21 protein-coding genes are annotated in these 20,160 nt (G+C 73.2%); 11 read left to right on the top strand and 10 right to left on the bottom strand.

Annotation, left to right across the window (positions count from 1 at the left end; all coding sequences use genetic code 11):
• The first annotated feature begins 105 nt into the window (after positions 1–105).
• Both RM445_RS11795 and RM445_RS11800 read left to right on the top strand, forming a co-directional pair.
• Complete coding sequence (locus tag RM445_RS11795; protein ID WP_311556224.1) at positions 106–351, top strand: hypothetical protein; 246 nt, start codon at positions 106–108, stop codon at positions 349–351.
• Positions 352–468: 117 nt separating this feature from the next.
• Positions 469–936: an ester cyclase gene (locus RM445_RS11800; protein ID WP_311556225.1), complete on the top strand. Its 468-nt coding sequence runs from the start codon at positions 469–471 to the stop codon at positions 934–936.
• Positions 937–949: 13 nt separating this feature from the next.
• Here RM445_RS11800 and RM445_RS11805 read toward each other — a convergent pair whose 3' ends face one another.
• Entirely contained in the window at positions 950–3,529 is a 2,580-nt protein-coding gene (locus RM445_RS11805) for an ATP-binding protein (RefSeq protein ID WP_311556226.1), read from the bottom strand.
• Positions 3,530–3,659: 130 nt separating this feature from the next.
• Here RM445_RS11805 and RM445_RS11810 point away from each other — a divergent pair, with 130 nt between their 5' ends.
• Entirely contained in the window at positions 3,660–4,349 is a 690-nt protein-coding gene (locus RM445_RS11810) for a hypothetical protein (RefSeq protein ID WP_311556227.1), read from the top strand.
• Entirely contained in the window at positions 4,342–4,962 is a 621-nt protein-coding gene (locus RM445_RS11815; protein WP_311556228.1) for a class F sortase, read from the top strand. Before RM445_RS11810 ends, RM445_RS11815 begins: the two co-directional genes overlap by 8 nt.
• Before the next feature lie 6 nt (positions 4,963–4,968).
• On the opposite strand, the gene RM445_RS11820 is transcribed toward RM445_RS11815, so the two are convergent.
• The 3 genes from RM445_RS11820 to RM445_RS11830 form a co-directional block, all read right to left on the bottom strand.
• Positions 4,969–6,438, bottom strand: a complete 1,470-nt coding sequence (locus RM445_RS11820; protein ID WP_311556229.1) for a gamma-glutamyltransferase — start codon at positions 6,436–6,438, stop codon at positions 4,969–4,971.
• Positions 6,439–6,527: 89 nt separating this feature from the next.
• The gene (locus RM445_RS11825) at positions 6,528–7,136 is read right to left on the bottom strand and encodes a maleylpyruvate isomerase N-terminal domain-containing protein (protein WP_311556230.1); all 609 of its coding nucleotides are present in this window, start codon (positions 7,134–7,136) and stop codon (positions 6,528–6,530) included.
• 27 nt (positions 7,137–7,163) lie between these two features.
• Positions 7,164–7,487: a hypothetical protein gene (locus RM445_RS11830; protein ID WP_311556231.1), complete on the bottom strand. Its 324-nt coding sequence runs from the start codon at positions 7,485–7,487 to the stop codon at positions 7,164–7,166.
• Between the two features lie 279 nt (positions 7,488–7,766).
• On the opposite strand from RM445_RS11830, the gene RM445_RS11835 reads away from it, so the two are divergent.
• Positions 7,767–8,666 (top strand): TIGR03621 family F420-dependent LLM class oxidoreductase, encoded by a 900-nt coding sequence (locus RM445_RS11835; protein ID WP_311556232.1) that lies wholly within the window; start codon positions 7,767–7,769, stop codon positions 8,664–8,666.
• A 9-nt stretch (positions 8,667–8,675) separates the two neighbouring features.
• Here RM445_RS11835 and RM445_RS11840 read toward each other — a convergent pair whose 3' ends face one another.
• From RM445_RS11840 to RM445_RS11855, 4 genes are all read right to left on the bottom strand, one after another.
• The gene (locus RM445_RS11840) at positions 8,676–9,263 is read right to left on the bottom strand and encodes a hypothetical protein (RefSeq protein ID WP_311556233.1); all 588 of its coding nucleotides are present in this window, start codon (positions 9,261–9,263) and stop codon (positions 8,676–8,678) included.
• Positions 9,264–9,339: 76 nt separating this feature from the next.
• Positions 9,340–10,149, bottom strand: a complete 810-nt coding sequence (locus RM445_RS11845) for an ABC transporter permease (protein WP_397469279.1) — start codon at positions 10,147–10,149, stop codon at positions 9,340–9,342.
• Entirely contained in the window at positions 10,106–10,924 is an 819-nt protein-coding gene (locus RM445_RS11850) for an ATP-binding cassette domain-containing protein (RefSeq protein ID WP_311556234.1), read from the bottom strand. Before RM445_RS11850 ends, RM445_RS11845 begins: the two co-directional genes overlap by 44 nt.
• Positions 10,921–11,400, bottom strand: coding sequence for a MarR family winged helix-turn-helix transcriptional regulator (locus RM445_RS11855; protein ID WP_311556235.1), 480 nt, complete (start codon positions 11,398–11,400; stop codon positions 10,921–10,923). Before RM445_RS11855 ends, RM445_RS11850 begins: the two co-directional genes overlap by 4 nt.
• A 91-nt stretch (positions 11,401–11,491) precedes the next feature.
• On the opposite strand from RM445_RS11855, the gene RM445_RS11860 reads away from it, so the two are divergent.
• Positions 11,492–11,959, top strand: coding sequence for a globin domain-containing protein (locus tag RM445_RS11860; RefSeq protein ID WP_311556236.1), 468 nt, complete (start codon positions 11,492–11,494; stop codon positions 11,957–11,959).
• A 7-nt stretch (positions 11,960–11,966) separates the two neighbouring features.
• Here RM445_RS11860 and RM445_RS11865 read toward each other — a convergent pair whose 3' ends face one another.
• Positions 11,967–12,461 carry a MarR family winged helix-turn-helix transcriptional regulator gene (locus RM445_RS11865; protein ID WP_311556237.1) on the bottom strand — a complete coding sequence of 165 codons (495 nt, stop codon included), beginning with the start codon at positions 12,459–12,461 and terminating at the stop codon, positions 11,967–11,969.
• 102 nt (positions 12,462–12,563) lie between these two features.
• Here RM445_RS11865 and RM445_RS11870 point away from each other — a divergent pair, with 102 nt between their 5' ends.
• From RM445_RS11870 to RM445_RS11885, 4 genes are all read left to right on the top strand, one after another.
• Entirely contained in the window at positions 12,564–13,214 is a 651-nt protein-coding gene (locus RM445_RS11870) for an FMN-dependent NADH-azoreductase (RefSeq protein ID WP_311556238.1), read from the top strand.
• 199 nt (positions 13,215–13,413) lie between these two features.
• Entirely contained in the window at positions 13,414–14,697 is a 1,284-nt protein-coding gene (locus RM445_RS11875; RefSeq protein ID WP_311556239.1) for an alkaline phosphatase, read from the top strand.
• A 109-nt stretch (positions 14,698–14,806) separates the two neighbouring features.
• Positions 14,807–16,063 carry a serine hydrolase domain-containing protein gene (locus RM445_RS11880; protein WP_311556240.1) on the top strand — a complete coding sequence of 419 codons (1,257 nt, stop codon included), beginning with the start codon at positions 14,807–14,809 and terminating at the stop codon, positions 16,061–16,063.
• A gap of 104 nt (positions 16,064–16,167) precedes the next feature.
• Entirely contained in the window at positions 16,168–16,920 is a 753-nt protein-coding gene (locus RM445_RS11885) for a sulfite exporter TauE/SafE family protein (RefSeq protein WP_311556241.1), read from the top strand.
• Positions 16,921–16,944: 24 nt separating this feature from the next.
• Here RM445_RS11885 and RM445_RS11890 read toward each other — a convergent pair whose 3' ends face one another.
• The gene (locus tag RM445_RS11890) at positions 16,945–19,245 is read right to left on the bottom strand and encodes a glycoside hydrolase family 3 N-terminal domain-containing protein (RefSeq protein WP_311556242.1); all 2,301 of its coding nucleotides are present in this window, start codon (positions 19,243–19,245) and stop codon (positions 16,945–16,947) included.
• 295 nt (positions 19,246–19,540) lie between these two features.
• Between RM445_RS11890 and RM445_RS11895 the strand changes: the two genes are divergently transcribed.
• On the top strand, positions 19,541–20,131 hold the full coding sequence (locus RM445_RS11895) for a DUF5134 domain-containing protein (protein ID WP_311556243.1): 591 nt from the start codon (positions 19,541–19,543) through the stop codon (positions 20,129–20,131).
• The last annotated feature ends 29 nt before the right edge of the window (positions 20,132–20,160 follow it).

Consider the following 20,160-nt stretch of genomic DNA (forward strand, 5'->3'; position numbering starts at 1 on the left):
CTCGGTGTCGGCGTTCCCTACTGTCGATCGAGGAAGGAGCTGACCCCAGCAGTTCCTCTCCCCCCGTCGGGCTCCCCGAAAGCCGACCGACCGAAGGAGTTAGCGATGCCCCGGACAGGCGCACCGTGGCGGGAACCCGCCGCCACCGACCGGTGCACCACCGCCGTCGCCGCCGTGGCCCGCGACCTGTTCACCTGGCACCGCCGGGGGGTCACGGTCCGGATGGTCGAACCGACCGGCGACGGAGGCGTGCTGCTCGGAGTCGACGCTCCCGTGGAGGCCATCCCGGCGGCCCAGCACCTGCTCTTCCGCCACTACCGGTTCCCCGTCACCTGCTACGCCTGGGCCTGAGCACGACGCCGACCAGGCCCGGCATGGGCAATCCCCGGCGCGGGATGGGCATCGCTCCCCGATCCGCCCGCCGCCCCGGGCGCGCCATCCTCGGTCCACCCGACCGAGGAGGCCGCAATGACCATCACCGCGACGACCACACCCGACACCGACACCCTCACCGCGAACAAGCGTCTGGCGGTGGCGTTCCTGGACGCGATCAGCGACGGCGACGTCGCAGCGCTCACCGCCATGATCACCCCCACCTGGACGATGGAGGGCGGCCCGCCGGACCTGCCCGCCGGCCAGGAGGGCATCCGGGTGCTCTTCGCCCACATCGGCGGGGTCGAACAGCGGTGGACGATCGACGACGTCATCGCCGAGGGCGACAAGGTCGTCGTTCGCGCCACCAACCACTGCGAGCAGGACAGCTTCTTCGGCGTCCCCGGCCGCGGGATCGTCCAGGTGTTCACCGCGACGTTCACGATGCAGATCGTCGACGGGCTCGTCGCGAGGATCTGGCGCAACGCCGCGGACCTCCAGCGGCTGTTCCAGCTCGGCGCCCGGATCCTGCCTCCGGCCACAATGCGCCCGAGCATGCCCTGACGCGGACGAGCAGTCAGCCGAGCCCGAGGGTCGCGACGGCGGCCGCCGCCTCGCGGCGCGTCGCGACCCCGAGCTTCTGCAACACCGCCGACACGTGGTGGTCCACCGTCCGCACCGACACCACCAGCCGCCCCGCGATCTCGGCGTTGGTCATCCCCGCCGCCAGCAGCCGCAGGATCTCCATCTGCCGCTCCGTGAGCCCTGCCGGGTTCGTCCGCGTCGCCGCCGCCGGGCCCCGCGGCACCTGCACGACACCGAGCTCGCGCAACCGGCGCCGAGCCAGCGTCGCCGCGGGCCGGGCACCGAGCCCGTCGAGCACCGTGAGCGCCTCGAGCGTCGGCTCCGCCTCCCCGGACTCGAGCAGCTCCAGGGCCCGCTCGTAGGGGTCGCCCACGCGCTCCCACTCCGCCGCGGCCGCCCGCCAGTCGCCGCCGATCCCCGCCGCGAACTCCGGCGGGCAGCCCGGGAACGACGTGACCGGCTCCCCCAGGCGGCACAGCCAGCGCAGCAGCTCGCCGCGGAGGTGCGCGGCGCCCGGCCGGTCGGTCCGCACGCGCAGCAGGGCGGCCCAGGCGCCGGCGGCGCCCGAGAGCGGGGCGCGCGGCGCCGACGTGAGCCAGGCGTGCTCGAGGTGCGCCATGCCGGTGGGCACCAGCCACTCCAGGACGTCGGCCTCGCGGGCCGCGCGGTCGGCCGCCGCCAGCATCTGCGCCGCCTCGTCCGCGCCCTGCCGGACCAGCAGCCGGGCCAGCACCGGCATCGTCTCCCGCCCGAGCATGCCGGGGTCGGGACGCTCGGCGAGCAGGCTGCGCAGCACGTCCTCGGCCGGCCCCCACTTCCCCCGCATGAGCAGCAGCCGCTGACGACGAGCCGTGAAGAAGTAGGTGTGGGCCTGGAAGTCGCGGTCGCGGCCGTACTCGTCGGCCGCGTCGAGGTACCGCGCCGCCTCGGTGTGGCGGCCGAGCCGCCAGAGGCCCTCGACGAGGTTGTAGTACCCGCGCATGACGTACTCGTGTTGCCCCAGCTCGCGCGCGACCGCGACGCTGTCGAGCAGCGCGGCACACCCGCCGAGGTCGCCCAGCTGCAGCAGCGCCGAGCCGCGGTAGTTGCGGGCCAGCACGGCGAGCTCCGCGTCGCCACCGTCCGGGTCGAGGTGGGACAGGCCCTCCTCCTCACGGTCGACCAGCACCAGCACCGCACCGAGGTTGACCCGGGCCGTCGCGCGGTCGGCCGTTGCGACGTCGGGTGCGGCGGCGAGGTCGTCGGCGCGGCGGGCGTCCGCCAGCGCCTCCGCCGTGTGCCGCAGCAACCACTGCTGGCGCGACAACGTGACCAGGTAGCGGATCAGCGCCCGGTCGCCGAGCCGGTCCGCGAGCGCGACGGCGGCGCGGGCCGCCGCGGCGGCGTCGTGCAGGCGGTTGACGTTGTAAAGGCTCCAGGCGTGCGCGTCGAGCAGTGCGGCGTGTTCGGCCGGGTCGAGCAGGGCCGAGCGGGCGAGCACCTGCTCGTAGGCGGCGACGGCCTGCCGGTGCGCCCCGGCCCGCGACGCCTCCCGTGCCACCGACGGCCCGTGGCGGACGACGCCCGCGTCGTCGCCGGCCTCGACGCAGTGGTGCAGCACGCGCGCGCGGTCGGGCGTCGGTGCGTCCAGCAACGCTGCGGTGACGCGGGCGTTGCGCTCGAACCGGATCGTGACCGGCAACGACTGCTCGACGGCGCGCCGGGCCAGCTCGTGGCGGAAGGCGACCGCGTCGGTACGGACCTCCAGCACCCCGAGCCGTTCCGCCTCCGTGACGGGGACGAGGTCCGGGCAAAGAGCGCGCAGCAGTGCCGGCTCGACCCGCGACGGCACGACCGCGAGCTGTTCGACGACCGCCCGCGCCGCGGGGGAAAGCCGGTGCACCCGGGCCAGCACGGCGTCGACGACGGTGCGCGGCACCGGGTCGTCCGGGGACGCGAGTGCCTCGGTGACGAAGAACGGATTGCCCGCGGTGGCCCGGTGCAGGCGCTGCGCGTCGACCGCCGAACCCCCGGCGAGCTCCGCGACGGCGTCCGGGGAGAGCCCGCCCAGCGACAGCCGGCGCACCGCCCGCCCCGCCAGGCTGCCGAGCACGCCGAGCAACGGGTGCTCGCGGCCGATCTCGTCGGGCCGGTAGGTCAGGAGCAGCAGCGCGGGCACGTCGTCGACGCGCCTGCCGACGTGCCGCAGCAGGTCGAGGGTCGCGCTGTCGGCCCAGTGGACGTCTTCGACGACCAGCACCGTCGGACCGTGCGGGTCGGCCAGCTCCTCGAGCACGGCCGGGAACACCCCGCCGGGGTCGTCCGCGGCCAGCGCGGCGGCGAGCGGCCCGCGGACGTGCCGCGCCGCGTCGCGCAACGGACCGAGCGCCCGCGGGGTCAGCAGGTCGTCGCAGGCACCCGCGAGCACCCGCCCGGCCCGCAGCGAGCGGGTGAACGCCCGTACCAGGCTCGTCTTGCCGATGCCCGCCTCACCGGAGACGAGCACGACGGATCCCGCTCCCCCGGCGGCACCGTCGAGGGCGGCATCGAGCACCCGCAGCTCGCTGTCGCGTTCGAGCAGGCGCGTCGCCATGTCGACATCGTGCCAGGCCACCCCCTGGTTTCGGGGGTAACGGCGCCTCCTGGCGGCTCGACACTCCGAAGGGTGCCGCACGTGATCACGCTGTGGCCCGTCGCTCCTGTGGAGAGGACCTCCGGACCGCATGATCGTCCGCACCGCGCGCAGCGCCGCCGCTCTGGCGGTCGCCACGCTGCTCGCTGCCGTCATCGTGTTGCTCGTCCTGCCCGGAATCGCACACGCGAAGGACCTGAACTGCCGGGACTTCACCTACCAGGAGCAAGCGCAAGACGTCCTGGACGCCGACCGCAGCGACCCGAACCACCTCGACGACGAGGGTGATGGCATCGCCTGCGAGTCGCTGCCGCGTCGCTCCTCGGGCGGGCCGACAACGGCGACGACGACCACGAAGACGACCCCGACGGCGACGACGACCTCCGCGACGGCCGCTCCCGTGGGCTACAGCACCGCGACGACCACGACGTCGTCGTCGACGACGACCACGGAGGAGACGACGTCCTCCACGAAGACGAGCACGACCACCGGGTCCGACTCCGACGCCGGATCGAACTCGGACTCGGACTCCGAGTCGAACTCTGACGCCGACGACGACTCCTCGTCGTCCGCCACCTCCGGCGACGACCGCGACTGCGGCGACTTCGCCTCACAGGCCGACGCCCAGGCCGCGCTCGACGCCGACCTGAGCGACCCCGACCACCTCGACGCGGACGTCGACGGGATCGCCTGCGAAGACCACTTCGGCAACGCGGGCCAGCAGGTCCAGGTGCATCCCAGCGGCGGCGTCGACACCGGCGGAGGGCCTGCCGATGCGTGAGCGGGCGTGGGCGACCCGCGCCGCGGCGATCCTGCTCCTCCTCGTCGTCGCCGGGTGCGGCCAGAACGCCGGCACCGGGTCGTCTGCGCCGCCGGCGGACAGCGCCGCTGGGGCGGCGCCCAGGCCGGCCGCGCGGTCCGCGGCGCCGGCGACCACGAACGTCCGGGCCCGCAGCACGCCCGTCGCCCTCGACGTGCCCGCCATCGACGTGCACACCACCGGCCTCGTCGACCTGGGGCTCACCCCGTCCGGAGCGTTGGACGTCCCCCAGGACGCCGCCACTGCGGGCTGGTTCGCCCTGAGCCCGGTTCCCGGCGAGGTCGGCCCCGCTGTCCTCGCCGCCCACGTCGACTACAAGAGGGTGCCCGGGGTGTTCGCGCGGTTGCGCGAGATGAAGGTCGGCGACACGGCTGAGGTGACGCGGTCCGACGGTGCCACGGCCCGGTTCACGGCCTACCGCGTGGAGCGGTTCAGCAAGTCCGCGTTCCCCACCGCGGAGGTGTACGGCAACACGGACGGCCCCGAACTCCGGCTCGTCACCTGCGGCGGCGAGTTCGACGAGGTGTCCCGCCACTACCGCGACAACGTCGTCGTGTTCGCCCGGCTGACCTGAGCCCGGTCAGGCGACCGCGACCCCGCCACCGCGCCGCGGGTCCGCCCCGCCGGTCAGGACCTCCGTCGCCGGGTCGCACACCACCGCCTGGCAGCCGCCGAAGTAGAGGTTGGCGTCGCGGAACAGGGTCACGGGCAGCCCGGTCGCGGCCAGGTCCTCCGTCGGGATCCCGGGCTCGGCGAACAGCCCCTCGGGCGAGTAGTGCACGCGCGGCGCGTCGACGGCGGCCTGCGCGGCGAGCCCCCGGTCGACCACGTTCACGATCACCTGGAGCAGCGCGCTGCGGATCCGGTTGCTGCCCGCCGATCCGACGACGAGCCGGGCCGCGCCATCGTGCAGCACGACCGTCGGCGCCATCATCGACGGCAGCCGGGAGCCGGGCAGTTGCGTGTGGAACCCCAGCGGCGACAGGTCCTCCTCGCCGAGCACGTTGTTGAGGTGGACCCCGGTGCCCGGTACGACGACTCCCGAGCCTTCGCCGTTCGACGTCGTCACCGCGCACGCCCAGCCGTCGGCGTCGAGCACCGAGACGTGGGTCGTCGACCCCAGCCGGTTCGCGCCCGCCCGGGTGGCGCTGCTGAGGCCTGCGAGGAACTCCGGCGTCCGCTCCCGCTCCGCCGCCGCCATGGCGGCGATCAGTGCGGCGGCGTCCGGTGGCCCCGGTCGAGCGTCCAGCTCGGCCAACGCCCGCCCCACCAGCACCCCGCCCGCGCTCGGCGGCGGATTCGTGCAGACCACGGTGTCGCGGTAGGGGACGTGGACGGGATCCCGGCGCAGCACCTCGTAGCCGGCGAGGTCCGCCGTCCCGAGCAGGCCGCCCTGCACACGGACCTCGTCCACCACGGCCGCGGCGACGTCGCCGGTGTAGAAGTGTGCCGGTCCCTCGGCGCCGAAGCGGTCGAGGGCGTCGGCCAACTCGGGGTCGGTCACCACGTCGCCGGTGCGGGGTGGCTGCCCGCCGGGCAGGTAGCGGGCACGCCCGGCCGGCGTGGCGGCGTTGATCTCGGCGAGCAGCGCGTAGAGGTACTCCTGCATCGGTGTGACCCGCACCCCGGCGCGGGCCAGCCGTGCGGCGGGCGCGGTCAGCTCGGCCAGTGGCGCCCGCCCGAAGTCGGCGACGGCGGCCGCAAGACCTGCGGGCGTGCCGTAGGTGCCGCAGGACGCGGCGCCGGCGTGGAAGACCTGGGTGGCGTCACCGAAGTCGACCGTCACCGCCCGCAGCGGGGCCCGGCCGGCCGGGTCGCGATCGCGGCCGGGGGTCTCGACAAAGAAGTCGAGCAGCACCGCCTCGCCGCCCGGCGGCACGACCAGCAGGTAGCCCCCCGACCCGAGCCCCGTGAGCAGCGGCTCCGCGACGAACGAGGTGAGCACAGCGGCGACGGCGGCGTCGACGGCGTTGCCGCCCGCCCGCAGCACCGCGGCACCCGCGGCCGCGGACTCGGGGTGGCCTGCGGCCACCACGCCCCGTCCGATCACGGTCCGCTCCCCTCCGCGCGCCCTCGGTGGCGCGCCGGGAATCTAGCCGACCGGCGCGGCCGGGCATCTCGTCAGGGCACAGCGTCAGGTCACACCACGGAGAACCCCGGCGGGAGCACGGTCCGGCCGGTGAGCGCCGCGAGCACCACCGGGCCCTGCCCGACCTCCACCGCGGTCCGCGCGGCGAGTGCCGCGGCCTCGGCGAGTACCGCGGGCGGGATCGTCACGGGCAGGCCGGTCGCGGCGGCGATGTCCGCGCCGTGCACCGCCAGTTCGAAGGTCCGCGTCGGCAGGTAGGCCAGGAGGCGCATGCCGCCCGCGACGGTCGTCACGAGGTCGTCGTCGCCCGCACGGTCCAGCGCGGCGGTGGCGTCGGCGAGCAGGGCCCGGAAGCCGGCGGCGGGGTCGGCACCCAGTGCGGCACCGGCGGCCCGGCCGCGTTCGGCGACGGCCGCCGGGTCGGCGCCGCCGGCGCGGATCACGGCGTAGTAGGCCTCGGGGGTCGCAACCTCCTCCGCGGCCGCGGGCCGGGCCAGGTAGGTCACCACGGTGACCAGCGCGCGGCTGGTGTGGCCGACGAGGGCGCGCAGGTCCCAGACACCCAGGCCGGGGCCGTCCCAGGCCGTCGGGGGGATCGTGTCGACGAGGCCGGCCACTGCGGCGGCGGCGCCGAGGAAGGTCGTGCGGGGCGACGGCACGGAGGCATCCTCGCGCCCGCGGCCCGGTCAGGCCAGAGGCAGGTCGGCCTCGACCAGGCAGGTCGAGCCGGCCGCACGGAAGGTCGTGAGCACGCCGCGCTCGCGCAGCCGGTCGAGGATCTCGGTGTCGCCCAGGGGCAGCGAGACCTGCACCTGACGCCGGGACCGGATGTCCGGGTCGTCGAACACGGCGTCGACGAGGCGGGTGCGGGTGCCGGGCGGGAGGTGCCCGGGGCTCACGTGCAGTGCCGCCCGGACCACGTCCGGGTCGATGAAGTCGATCGTGGCGACGGCGAGGGTGCTTCCGTCGTCGCCGTCGATGGCGATGCGTGGGGGTGCCGGTGCGGCCATGTCATGTCCCGTTCGCTACGCAGACCGTGGGTTGGCCGTGCGCGCAGGGCTTGCCGACGCACGACCTCGTGCTGAGACTGCTGTCCAAGCCGATCACTCTGTGCATCTGCTTGGGCACCCTCCGCACAGCCCGGTTACCCGGCCCATTGCGCCGCGGACCCCCTACCCACCGCACGATGGTGTCATCTTGACCCGTTGTACCAGCCGCCGGAATGTGCTAAACGATCTCCTCCGTCACACCCTCGACGCGTGCGCCCGACGGGCGGAAGGATGCGCCACATGGCCGATCTGCGCTTCGGGGTGTCGCTCGCGGGCTGGTCCGACGGCCCCGCTCTGCTGGCTGCGGCGCGGACCGCGGAGAGGGCGGGATTCGACACCGTCACCGTCGCGGACCACCTCGGCCACACCGCTCCGTTCGCGGTCCTGGCGGCCGCGGCGGCGGTGACGTCACGGGTGCGCCTGCGCACCTACGTGCTCGACGCCTACTTCTGGAACCCGGCGCTGCTCGCCCGCGAGGCCGCCACCCTGGACCTGCTCTCCGGCGGGCGGCTCGAGCTGGGGATCGGTGCGGGACACATGCGCCACGAGCACGTCGACGCCGGCCTGCCGTTCCCGGCGGTGGGCGAGCGCTGGGCGCACACGGCGGCGGTGGTCGCCGAGGTCCGGCGGCGCCTCGCCGACAAGAGCCACGTTCCCGCGCCCGTCCAGCAGCCGGTGCCGATGCTGGTGGCCGGGATGGGCGAGCGCGCGCTGCGGGTGGCGGCCGAGCACGCCGACATCGTCGGCCTCGCAGGGGCCGTGCAGGTGGCGGGCCGCCCCGCCGGCACGTTCACCCTGACCGACACCGCCACGACCGACGAGCGGGTCGGGCTCGTCCGCGAGGTCGCGGCCGCGCACGGCCGCGCACCCGAGCTGGATGTACTGCTGCAGCAGGTGGTGCTCGACGCGGATCCCGAGGAGACGGCCACGGGCGCGTCGCGCGAGGCCACGGAGCACGGGATGGGCTGGCTGACTCCCGAACTGCTGCTCGACACCCCGTTCGTGCTGTTCGCCGAGACGGCGGAGGATGCCGCCGCGGAGCTGGCCCGGCGGGAGCGGCGGTGGGGCGTGCGCAGCTGGAGCACGCACGCCCCGTGGGGACCGGCGCTGGCGCGGGTCGCCGCCGCAGCCCGGAACTAGAGCGCGCGGCTAGAAGTTGCCCCCGAAGTCTCCGCCACCGAAGTCTCCGCCGAAGTCGCCTGCTCCGGGGTCCTCCACGCCGGGGTCCTCGGCGGCCGCCATCTCCTCGCCGCCCGCGTCGCCGGCTCCCTCGTCGTCGAGGAAGGCGTCGGCGATCGCCGTGCCGATGAACGCACCCGCGACGCTGGCGAGCAGCGTCCCGGCGATCATCCCGCCCATCCCCATGCCGCCGCCCCGACCGCCGCCGAGGGTGCGCTCCATCGTTCCGGGGTTGCGCATCTCGGCGCGGGTGGCCATCCGGGCCAGCGACCGCGGGTCGTCCGACATGGCGCGCTCCGACGGCGGCAGCTCGGCCGAGACGTCGGCGAGCACCTTCTGCCGCTGCTCAGGGGTGAGCTTCGCGAACGCCTCCGCGTGGGCCTGCTCGATCGTCTCCGGCGGCGCCGTGCGCAGCATGTAGCGGTAGCGCTCGACGGCGGCCTCGTCCGGGTCCTTCGCCGCGCCGCCCGGCCGCCGACCACCGGATCCCTGCGGTGCGGGGGCCTGCGGCGGGGCGGAGGGCGCGAGCCGCTCCTTGAGCTTGTCGAACAGACCCATTGGAGATGTCCTCCCGAAGTTCGCAAACCGGACCGATCGTTCGCTCAACGTCCGGGTTACCCGCCCGGTTCCGCTCTCACCGCACCAGGCGCCCCAGCAGCGCGCCGGAGACCCAGATGCCCACGGCGGTCGCGCCGAGCAGCACCGCGAAGTCGAGCGTGAGGTGCGCGGGCGTCCCGATCAGGAGGCCGCGCAGGGCGTCGACGAGATAGGTCAGCGGGTTGACGTGGCTGACGACCTGCAGCCAGGTCGGCATGATCTCGATCGGGTACAGCGCGTTCGACGCGAAGAACAGCGGCATCGTGAGCACCTGGCCGAAGCCCATGAGCCGGTCGCGCGTGCCGGCCAGCCCGGCGATCGCCATCGACAGGCAGGCGAAGAACCCGGCGCCGAGCATGACCGCCACCGCGGCGGCCAGGATCTTGAAGGGGTTCGCGGTGACCGAGACGCCGAGCAGCAGCGCCACGGGGATCAGCACCACCACCGGCGACAGCCCCCGCACCCCGGCCGCGAAGGCCTTGGCCGCGACGATCGCCTGGCGCGGCGTGGGCGTGACCATCACCTTGGTGAGGATCCCGGCGTCGCGGTCCCAGATGATCTGGATCCCGAAGAAGATCGCGACGAACAGCGCGGACTGCGCGAGGATGCCCGGGGTGAGGTAGGCCAGGTACGACACCGGTCCGGTCGGGATCGCCCGGATCCGGGAGAAGATCTGGCCGAACACCAGCAGCCACAGCAGGGGCTGCACGGTGCGGGTGAGCAGCTCGGTGTGGTCGTGGCGGAGTTTCTGCAGCTCGACGAGGCTCAGCGCCGCAGTGCGGCGGATCAGCGTGAGCGGCGGCTCAACCCAGCTTGCGCGCGGTGGCACGGCTGCGACGGACGTCACGGAGGCCCTCCTTCCCGGAAGCGGCGAGGTCGATGCCGGCGTGGTGGCGGAAGACGTCTTCGAGCGACGCGTCCGGTCCGAGGTCGGCCTTGAGCTGCGCGGGCGACCCGGCCGCGGCGAGGCGGCCGCGGTGCATCAGCGCGACGGTGTCGCAAAGCTCGTCGGCCTCGTCCATGTAGTGGGTCGTGAGCAGCACGGTCATGCCGCGCTCGGCGCGCATCGCCCGCACGCGGTCCCACACCCCGTCGCGGGCGATCGGGTCGAGCCCGACCGTCGGCTCGTCGAGCACGAGCAGCGCGGGGTCGCCGACGAGCGCCTGGGCGAGCTCGAGACGGCGGATCATCCCGCCGGAGTAGGTGCCGGCGAGCCGGTCCGCGACGTCGAACAGGTCCATGGCCGCCAGCGCCTCGTCCACACGCGCGGCCCGGTCGCGGCGCGGCACGTCGTAGAGGCGGGCGAACCACGCGACGTTCTGCCGGCCCGTCAGTGCACCCTCGACCGACAGCTGCTGCGGCACGTAGCCGAGCAGCCGGCGCACCTGCGTGGCGTGCCGGGAGACGTCGAGGCCGAACACCGTCACCCCGCCCTGCTGCACCGGCAGGAGGGTGTTGACCACCCGCAGCGTGGTGGTCTTGCCTGCCCCGTTGGGGCCGAGGAGCCCGAATACCTCACCGGCCGCGACGGTGAGGTCGAGCCCGTCGACGGCGGCGGCAGCGTCGGCCCCGCCGCCGAAGCGGTGCACGAGTCCGGTGATCTCGACCGCAGGGGTGGTCATCGTGCGCCCACCCCGACCTCGTCGGGCCGCCCCGCCCGCTCCAGCTGTTCCGCAAGCGCGCCCAGTGCGGTGACGCCGGCCCGCAACTGTTCCACCTGTGCAGGGTCGAGGGCGTCGAGCGCCGCGGCGAGGACCTCACGGCGGCGGGCCCGCGCGGCGTCCGCGCTCTCCTGCGCGGACGGGGTGAGGCTGAGCCGCCCCACGCGCCGGTCGGCGGGATCGGTATCGCGCACGAGCAGCCCACGCGCGACGAGCCGGGAGACGATCGTGGAGACGGTGTTGGGCGCCAACCCGAGGTCCTGGGCCACGTCCGAGACCGGCCGCGCCGGTCGCCGCCCGACGAGGAGGACGACCTCGCGCTCGGCGGCGGTCAGGGCGTCGTCGCGGACGGCGGAGCCGGCGACCCGGCGCAGGGTGCGGCGTACGGAACCGAGCGCGGGAAGCAGCGCGTCGATCAGGGGTTCGTGAGCGGACACGACCTCACTGTAGCTCTGTTTCAGAATTGTTCTGGATCAGATATTTCCCCCGTGCCGTGACAGGACCGCCGCCGAGTGGGACGGTCACCCTGTGCGCCCGTCGCTCTTCGCCTTCGCCGGGGGTGAGCCCGCGTTCCTCGCCCTCGCAGCGGCGCATCACGCGCGGTGCCTCGCCGACCCCGAGTTGAACCACCCGTTCTCCCATCCCGGCCAGCACCCGCAGCACGTTGCGCGGCTCGGCGCGTACTGGGCGGAGGTGCTCGGCGGCCCACCGCGGTTCTCGCAGGAGTGCGGCGACCACTCCGCCGTCCTGCTCATGCACGCGCACAACGGCGACATGGGCGACCTGGGGAAGCGGTTCGTGGCGTGCTTCGTCGCGGCGGCGGACGACGTCGGCCTGCCCGCCGATCCCGCGTTCCGGGACGCACTGCGCGCCTACATGGAGTGGGCCGTCGCCGACGTGCTCGTCTACTCCCCGGTCGACGCCGAGGTACCGACCGCCGCGCCGATGCCGCACTGGTCGTGGGACGGCCTGCAGCCGGCCGAGATGCCGCGCTGACGAAGGCTCAGCAGCCGTCGAGCTGCCCGGCGTCCTGCATCTCGCGGGCCACCGTGCACGCGTCCGCGGACGGACACCCGGCGATGGCGGCCTTGCTCAGCAGCACGCGCAGGGCCTCGCGCTCCGCGGGGTCGAGGGCCGTGAGCACCGTGTCCTCGACCGTCGCGAGCCGCCCGTCGAGCTCGTCGAGCAGTGCGGCGCCCGCACTCGTCGCGATGATCCGGCGCGCCCGCCGGTCGGCCGGGTCCGGCCGGCGCTCGACCAGCCCGGCGCCCTCCAGCTCGTCGAGCAGGTGGGTCATCACCGTGCGGTCAAGGCCCAGGCGGCGGGCGAGCGCAAGCTGCGTGGGCGGCTCCTCGTGCAGGCAGGCCGTGAGCACCTGGTAGCCGCGCGGGCCCCCCGGCACCTCGGCGAGCGCGCCCGCGGTGGTGCGCAGATAGGTCCGCATGAGAGCGCCCAACGCCCAGCCAAGGTCGGCCTCGACGGCGGCAGGCGTGGTCATGCCCAGAGGATAGCGGCAAACGCGGCGTCGCAGATGCTCTGTTGACAAGATAGTCTGCGTAGCAGAACATCTGGAGAGACACGCACTTTCGAGGAGACTTCGATGACCCTGCTCCGCGTCGACAGCAGCATCCGTACCGAGGGCTCGGTGAGCCGCGAGGTCGCCGACTCCCTCGAGGAGGCCTGGTCGCGTCACCATCCGGGACCGGTCGTCCGCCGTGACCTCGGCCGCGACCCCCTCCCCGCCGAGGCATGGGCAGCCGCGGTGACGGCCGGGTACACGCCCGGGGCCGACCGCTCCCCGCAGCAGCGGGCCGCGGTCGCGTTCGTCGCCGGCCTGGCCGACGAGCTGCTCGCGGCCGACGCGATCGTCGTCGCCGCACCGCTCTACAACTTCGGCGTCCCGCAGCACCTCAAGACGTGGATCGACCTGCTGATCACCGATCCGCGGCTCGGTCCCGGCACCACACCGCTGGCCGGGCGGCCGCTCGCCCTGGTGATCGCCCGCGGTGGCGGGTACGGACCGGGCACCCCCCGCGCCGGCTGGGACCACGCCACCCCGTACCTCCAGCAGATCTTCGGTGCGGTGTTCGGCGCGGACGTGACGGTGGTCGAGGCCGAGCTGACGCTGGCCTCCGTCGTTCCCGCGATGGCGTCGCTGGTACCCGAGGCCGACCGGCTCCGGGTGCGGGCGCACGAGCTCGCCGCCGAGACGGGCCGCGCGCTGGCCGAACGGGCCGCGGTCGCCGCCTGATTCTTCGCCCGCGCCGACCGGGGGGTGACGCGGGCGTGATGGAGCGAACGCGGCGTTGGATTCGTCCGACTTACCCAACGCCGCGTTCGCTCGCATTCGGGACCGCGCTGCACCGGACGACCCGACTGCCCGCGCCCGTTCACCCCTGCGTCGCCCGGCGTTCCCGTCCCGACCTCCCGCCGGCAGTAGAACTGGCCGGGTGAGCACTCCACGCACGTCGAGCCCGGCGACACGAGCAGTCGCGGCGCTGGTGGCGACCGGTGTCGTCGCCGTGCTGACCACGGCGTGCGCACCGGACTCCGGAGCGATCAGGACCGAGTCGACCGGCGCCGCGCGCAACATCATCGTCGTCAACGGCGACGGCATGGCCGCCGCGCACCGTGAGGCTGGCCGGCTGGCCGTCGCCGGGCTCGACGGACGTCTCGAGATGGACAGCCTGCCGGTGGCCGGTCTGCTCACCACCGACTCCCGCGACCCGAGCACCCTGGTCACCGACTCCGCCGCGGCGGCCACCGCGTGGGCCACGGGCGAGAAGACGTACAACGGCGCGATCTCCGTGGGCCTCGACCGCCGCCCTCTACCCATCTTCGGGGTGCAGGCCAAGGTCGCGGGCAAGGCGACCGGGCTGGTCACCACCGCTCAGGTCACCGACGCCAGCCCCGCCGCGTTCTTCTCGCACACCACCGACCGCGGCGAACAGGACCGGATCGCCGGCCAGTACCTCGACGAGACCAAGCCCGACGTGATCCTGGGTGGTGGCGAGGACTGGTGGCACCCGGCCGGCGTCCCCGGCACGTACCCCGATGCACCCGCCGAGGACCCGGAGGAGGCCAGCAGGGGCACGCAGGGCGATCTCGTCGACCGGGCCCGGCAGCTCGGCTACACCTACGCCGGTAGCGCCGCCGAACTGCAGCAGGCCGCCGGACCCAAGCTGCTGGGCCTGTTCGCCAACGAGGAGATGTTCCAGCAGAAGCCGGAGGGCCAGGGCGACGTCTACAGCCCGGTCGTGGACCTGCCGACCATGACCCGCAAGGCCCTCGACACCCTCGACGACGCCCCGAACGGGTTCTTCCTGTTCGTCGAGGAGGAGGCCGTCGACGAGTTCGCGCACAACAACAACGGCCCGCGCGTGCTGCAGTCGATGCGCTCGCTCGACGCGACCGTCGGAGTCCTCCGCCGGTACGTCGCCGACCATCCCGACACCCTGCTCGTCGTCACCGGTGACCATGAGTGCGGCGGCCTGACGCTGGAGAGCCCGACGGTCTCCGACGACGAGACCGGCGACGCCGAGTCCAGCGAGGACGGCCCCTTCACGGTGGCGGGCAGCACGCAGACGTTCGTCATGGACTGGACCACCACCGAGCACACCGACGTTCCCGTGCCCGTCACCGCGGAGGGCCCCGGCGCCGACCGGTTCACCGGCGAGCACCCCAACACCTACGTCCACGACGTGCTGTCCGAGGTGCTCACGCCCCGCTCATGAAGCGGCACCGTTCGACAATGACGAACACCTGGGCTTCCGGGCGGGAGCCCGAGACCATACGGTCAGGGAGAGGTTGAAGCGGCAACGTCGCCCCCTGGAGGAATGTCATATGAGCTCGGAGCTGTACCAGCAGGTCGATCCCGAAGACGTCGGAGTGTCCAGCGCGTACCTGCGCAACATCGACACGCTCCAGGAGCGCTACCTGGCCGAGAACGCCTATCAAGGCTCGGTCGTGCTCGTCGCCCGGCACGGGAAGGTCTGCTACTTCAAGGCCTTCGGCAAGGCCGACGAGGGCGTGCCGATGGCCACCGACAGCATCTTCCGGCTCATGTCCATGTCGAAGGTCGTCGCCTCGGCGTGCGTGATGCAGCTGTTCGAGCAGGGCCGGATCGCGCTGCACGAGCCGATCTCCACCTACCTGCCGGAGTTCGCCGACCCGAAGGTCGCCGTCGTGAAGGACTGGGGGATCACCCAGCTGGTGACGGCCGAGCGCGAGATCACCGCGCACGACCTCCTCTCGATGACCGCCGGGATGACCAACACCTGGTGGCACCGCGTGTTCGAGCCCTCGGTGTACGGGGTCGTGCCGCAGCTCTACCAGGACGCCGGCGTCGTCGACGACATGAGCGCGCCGGCCACCACGCTCGAGGAGAACATCAAGACGCTCGCGCAGATGCCGCTCATCGCGCAGCCCGGCGCGATGTTCGACTACTCCAACAACAGCGTGGACACGCTGTGCCGGCTGGTCGAGGTGGTGTCCGGGCTCGACTTCGACACCTACCAGCGGCGCAACATCCTCGAGCCTCTGCGGATGCACGAGACCTGGTTCTTCACCCCGGAGGACCAGCAGCACCGGATCGCCGCCGTGTACGAGGCGGGTCGCGACGAGAAGGTGACCGAAGCGCGGCCGCTGGGCTTGGGGATGCTCGGCCCACAGGGTGCGTTCAGCCCCCACCACACCTACTTCAGCGGGGCCGGCGGCCTGAACGGCACGACCGCCGACTACTTCCGCTTCGCCCAGATGCTGCTGAACAAGGGTGAGCTCGACGGCGCCCGGGTGCTCAGCCCGGCCTCGGTGCGGCTGATGACCACCAACCAGATCGGCGATCTGAAGAACTGGCAGCTGACCCAGAACAAGTGGGGCTACATGGTCGACATCCAGGAAGGCGAGAACGCCCCGTCGGGGTCGATCCACTACCTGGGTGGGCCGGGCGCGTACAGCTGGCAGGGGTTCTTCTCCACCAAGTTCGTCAACAACCCGCGTCTCGACACCGTGATCATGACGATGAGCACCCCGGGCTTCGACGGGGCGTTGCCGCACAACCTGCGGTTGGTCGCGGCGGCCACCGCGGCCGTGACGGACTGATCTCCCGCTGAACAGGCCCGGCCGGGACCGTCTCCCGGCCGGGCCGGGCCTCGACCCGGACACACGTCCGGCCCGACACCCCGGTGCCCGCCTAGCGTGGGGCCGTGCAGTGGTGGGAAGGGGCGATCATCGCCCTGGCCGGGCTGTGGGCCGGGCTGATCAACGCGGTCGTCGGCTCCGGGACGCTGGTGACCTTTCCCGTGCTCGTCGCGCTCGGATACCCGCCGGTCACGGCGACGACGTCCAACGCGATCGGCCTGATCACCGGATCCATCACCGGCGCGGTGGGGTACCGCAGCGAGCTGGAGGGTCAGGGGCGTCGGCTCACGCGGTACGCGGTGGCGTCGCTCCTCGGGGCGATCCTCGGCGCCGTCCTGCTGCTGAAGCTCCCGGCGGACGCGTTCGAGACCATCGTGCCCGTCCTGGTCGGGATCTCGGTGATCCTCGTCCTGGTGCAGCCCCTGCTGTCGCGCCGCCTGAGCAACCGGACCGCGGTGAACCGGACGGCGTCCCCGCTGCTCTACGTGCTGATCTTCCTGGTGGGGATCTACGGCGGGTACTTCACCGCGGCGCAGGGGATCATGCTGGTCGGGGTTATGGGCCTGTTGGTGGCCGACCCCCTGCAGCGGCTCAACGCGTTCAAGAACGCGCTCGCGGCCGTGGTCAACGTCGTGGCCGGGGTGATCTACGCCTTCGTCGCCCCGGTGAGCTGGCCGGTCGTCGCGGTACTGGCGGTCAGCTCGACGGTCGGGGGGCTGCTCGGGGCGACGGTCGGCAAGCGGCTGTCGCCCAAGGTGCTGCGCGGGGTGATCGTCGTCATCGGGGTGGCCGCCGTCGTGCACCTGCTGATCGAGTGAGACCGCGACCCACCCGATCGACGATCACGTCGTGATGTCGAAGGTGGCGCCGAGCTCCGCGGTCGAGTCGCCGCCGACCCAGACGTCGAAGGTGGACGTGTCGGTCACCCAGTCGCGGACCGCCGCGTTCCAGTACCGCCGCTCGTCCGGGCCCACCGGGAACGACACCGTCCGCGACTCCCCCGCCGAGAGGGTGACCCGCCGGAAACCCTTGAGCTCGCGCACGGGCCGTGATGCGGTGCCGTGGCGCTGGTGGAGGTAGAGCTGGACGACCTCGTCTGCCTCGCGGTCGCCGGTGTTGGTGACCTCCACCGACACCGTGACGGTCCCGTCGGTCGTGGTGCTGGGCTCGTCGACGGTGAGCTCGGTGTAGGCGAACCGGCCGTAGCTCAGGCCATGCCCGAACGGGAACAGCGGCGTGCTGGCCTCGTCCCAGTACCGGCGGGCCTGGTTCTCCGGCTCGTGGGAGATCGTGTGGGCGTAGGTCATCGGGACCTGGCCGACGGTCCGCGGCCAGGTGAACGGCAGCTTTCCGCCGGGCGAGACGTCGCCGAACAGCAGGTTCGCCACGGCCGCCCCACCCTGGGTGCCGGGGTACCAGATGTCGAGGATCGCCGGCACGTTCTCCGCCGCCCAGCGCAGGTCCAGCGGACGGCCGTTCATCACCAGCAGCACGACCGGGGTGCCGGTCGCGACGACGGCCTGCAGCAGCTCGAGCTGGCGTCCGGGCAGCTCGAGCGACGACCGCGAGGCCATCTCGCCGATCATGTTCTGCCACTCCCCCACCACGACGACCGCGACGTCGGCCCCGGCGGCGAGATCGACCGCCCGTCGGAACTCGGCCTCCTCGTCGAAGCCCTCGGGGTCGGACGGGGTGTTGCCGCCGAACATGTCGAACAGCGAGGGGAACTCACGTTGTACGACCGGCACCCCGCGGGCGTACTCGACCCGGACAGCATGATCCGGCGCGGGGCGGCCGCTCCGCACAGAGTGCGGAGCGGACGCGTCGTGGCCGGATTGGTCACTGCCTCCGGCGCGGGCTCGGATCCCGGCGAGCACGGTGACCGTCTCGTCCAGGTCGAAGTCGAAGACCCACGGCCCGATGGTGTCGCGCGGCGAGTCGGCCAGCGGCCCGATCACCGCGACCGAGCCGAGCGCGTCCGCGTCGAGCGGGAGCAGCCCGCCCTCGTTGCGCAGCAGCACCGCGGACCGCTCGGCGGCGACCCGGGCGACGTCGCGGTGGGCGGGGTCGGCGAGCACCGCACGCGCGCGGTCCTCGTCGACGTACGGGTCGTCGAACAGGCCCATCCGGATCTTCGCCTCGAGGACGCGGCGCACGCACGCGTCGATCGCCTCGATGTCCGTCGCCCCCGATTCCAGCGCCTCGGGCAGGTGCGCGTAGGCGGGCGCGGAGATGGCCATCTCCAGGTCCACCCCCGCGTTGACCGCGCGGGCTCCGGCATCGGTCAGGTCGGCGGCGAACCCGTGGGTGAGCAGGTTGCGCACGGCGTTGGCGTCGCTGACCACGAAGCCCTCGAAGCCGAGCGTGCCGCGCAGCACGTCGGCGAACAGCCACCGGTTACCGGTCGCGGGGATGCCGTTGAAGTCCATGTAGGCCGTCATCACGTTGCCCGCGCCGGCCTCGATCGCCGCCACGAACGGCGGCAGCACGACGTTCCACAGCTCCGAGTCGGAGATGTTGACCTCGTCGTAGTCGCGGCCGCCGATGGCGTAGCCGTATCCCGCGAAGTGCTTGGGGCCGGCGATGATCCGCTCCGGCGTGCCCAGCTCCGGGCCCTGGAAGCCGCGGACCTGCGCCGCAGCGACGACGGCACCCAGGAACGGGTCCTCCCCGGCGCCCTCGACGATCCGCCCCCACCGCGGGTCGCGGGCGACGTCGACCATCGGTGCGAACGACCAGTGGACACCCACCGCCCGGGCCTCCCGGGCAGCCACGACCTGGCCCGCCTCGATGGTCTCCGGGTCCCAGGAGGCGGCCATGGCGATCGGCACCGGGAAGACGGTGCGCAGCCCGTGGATCACGTCGAAGCCGAACAGGGCGGGGATGCCCAACCGGTTCCCCTCGACCGCGAGGCGCTGGAGGCGGTTGGTCTCGGCGGGGTCGGTGACGAACAACAGCGAACCGACCGCGCTCTGCGCCAGCTGCGACTCCACCATCCGCGGCTGCTCGTCGGGGTCGATGTCCAGCACGGGCCCCGGCGCCCCGGGAGGCAGACGGAAGTAGAAGTACTGGGTCAGCTGGCCCGCCTTCTCCGCAGGCGTCATCCGGGACAGCAGCTCCTCGACCCGTGCGTCGATCGTCATCCCGGTCTCCCTTGGGTGTCTGAGCGCTTCTCGTCGAGTAGTTCTAACGTGGCGCAGATGCCGCGGCCAGGCGGAGCGGCGTCTCGACCAGGCGGACGGTCTCACTCCACTCACCGTGAGCGGATCAGGAGTCGGGTCGGGCGCCTACTGATGTTCCGTTCGCGGCGCCCCGTGGCTCACCGCCAGCCATCAGGTCCGGAGGGCGACGTGGGCCGGCCGTACCCCGCATCGGTATACCGCCCGAGCAGGTGTGCGACCTATGGTCGACCGGGCGTCGTCGACGAAGGAGGACCGCGTGACCGGATGGGCCTGGTGGTACCCGGTTCTCGCCGTCGTCGCCGTTGCCGTCGGTGTCTACTTCGCGGTGCAGGGCGCCGCTCGCCGCGGTGCTGACAGAGCGACGTGCTGGTCTCACACGCTCATGGCGGCCGGCATGGCCGCCATGTTCTCCCCCTGGCAGAACCTGATCCCCACCCTCGCCGGCATCCTGGTGTTCACGGTGCTCGGGGCCTGGTTCGCGGCAGTCCGACTGCGCCAGGGTCCGGACGGGACCGGCGAGGCCACCCACGTCGCGGTGGGTGCCGCCGCCATGGTCGTCATGTACCTGGGAATGTCCTCGCCTTCCTCGACCGCCGAGGCCGCCACCGGCCACGCCGGGCATGTCGCGGCCTTGCCGGGCTCGTCGTCGCTGCTCACCGTCGCCGTCGGCCTGGCACTCACGGGCTACTTCGCCTGGCACGCGTGGGAGACCACGTCCGGCACGCGTCGAGCCGACCCGGTAGGTGGTGCCCACGGCACCGCGACCGTGAGCCGGGTACGCACCGAGACCGCCGCGCACGTGGTGCTCGACGTGCTGATGGCCGTGATGTTCCTCAGCATGCTCTGACTGTCCGGCCACCGGGCTGTGTGCCGTCA

Origin of the sequence: Pseudonocardia charpentierae, from assembly GCF_031845345.1 — a bacterium.
GTDB lineage: Bacteria > Actinomycetota > Actinomycetes > Mycobacteriales > Pseudonocardiaceae > Pseudonocardia > Pseudonocardia charpentierae.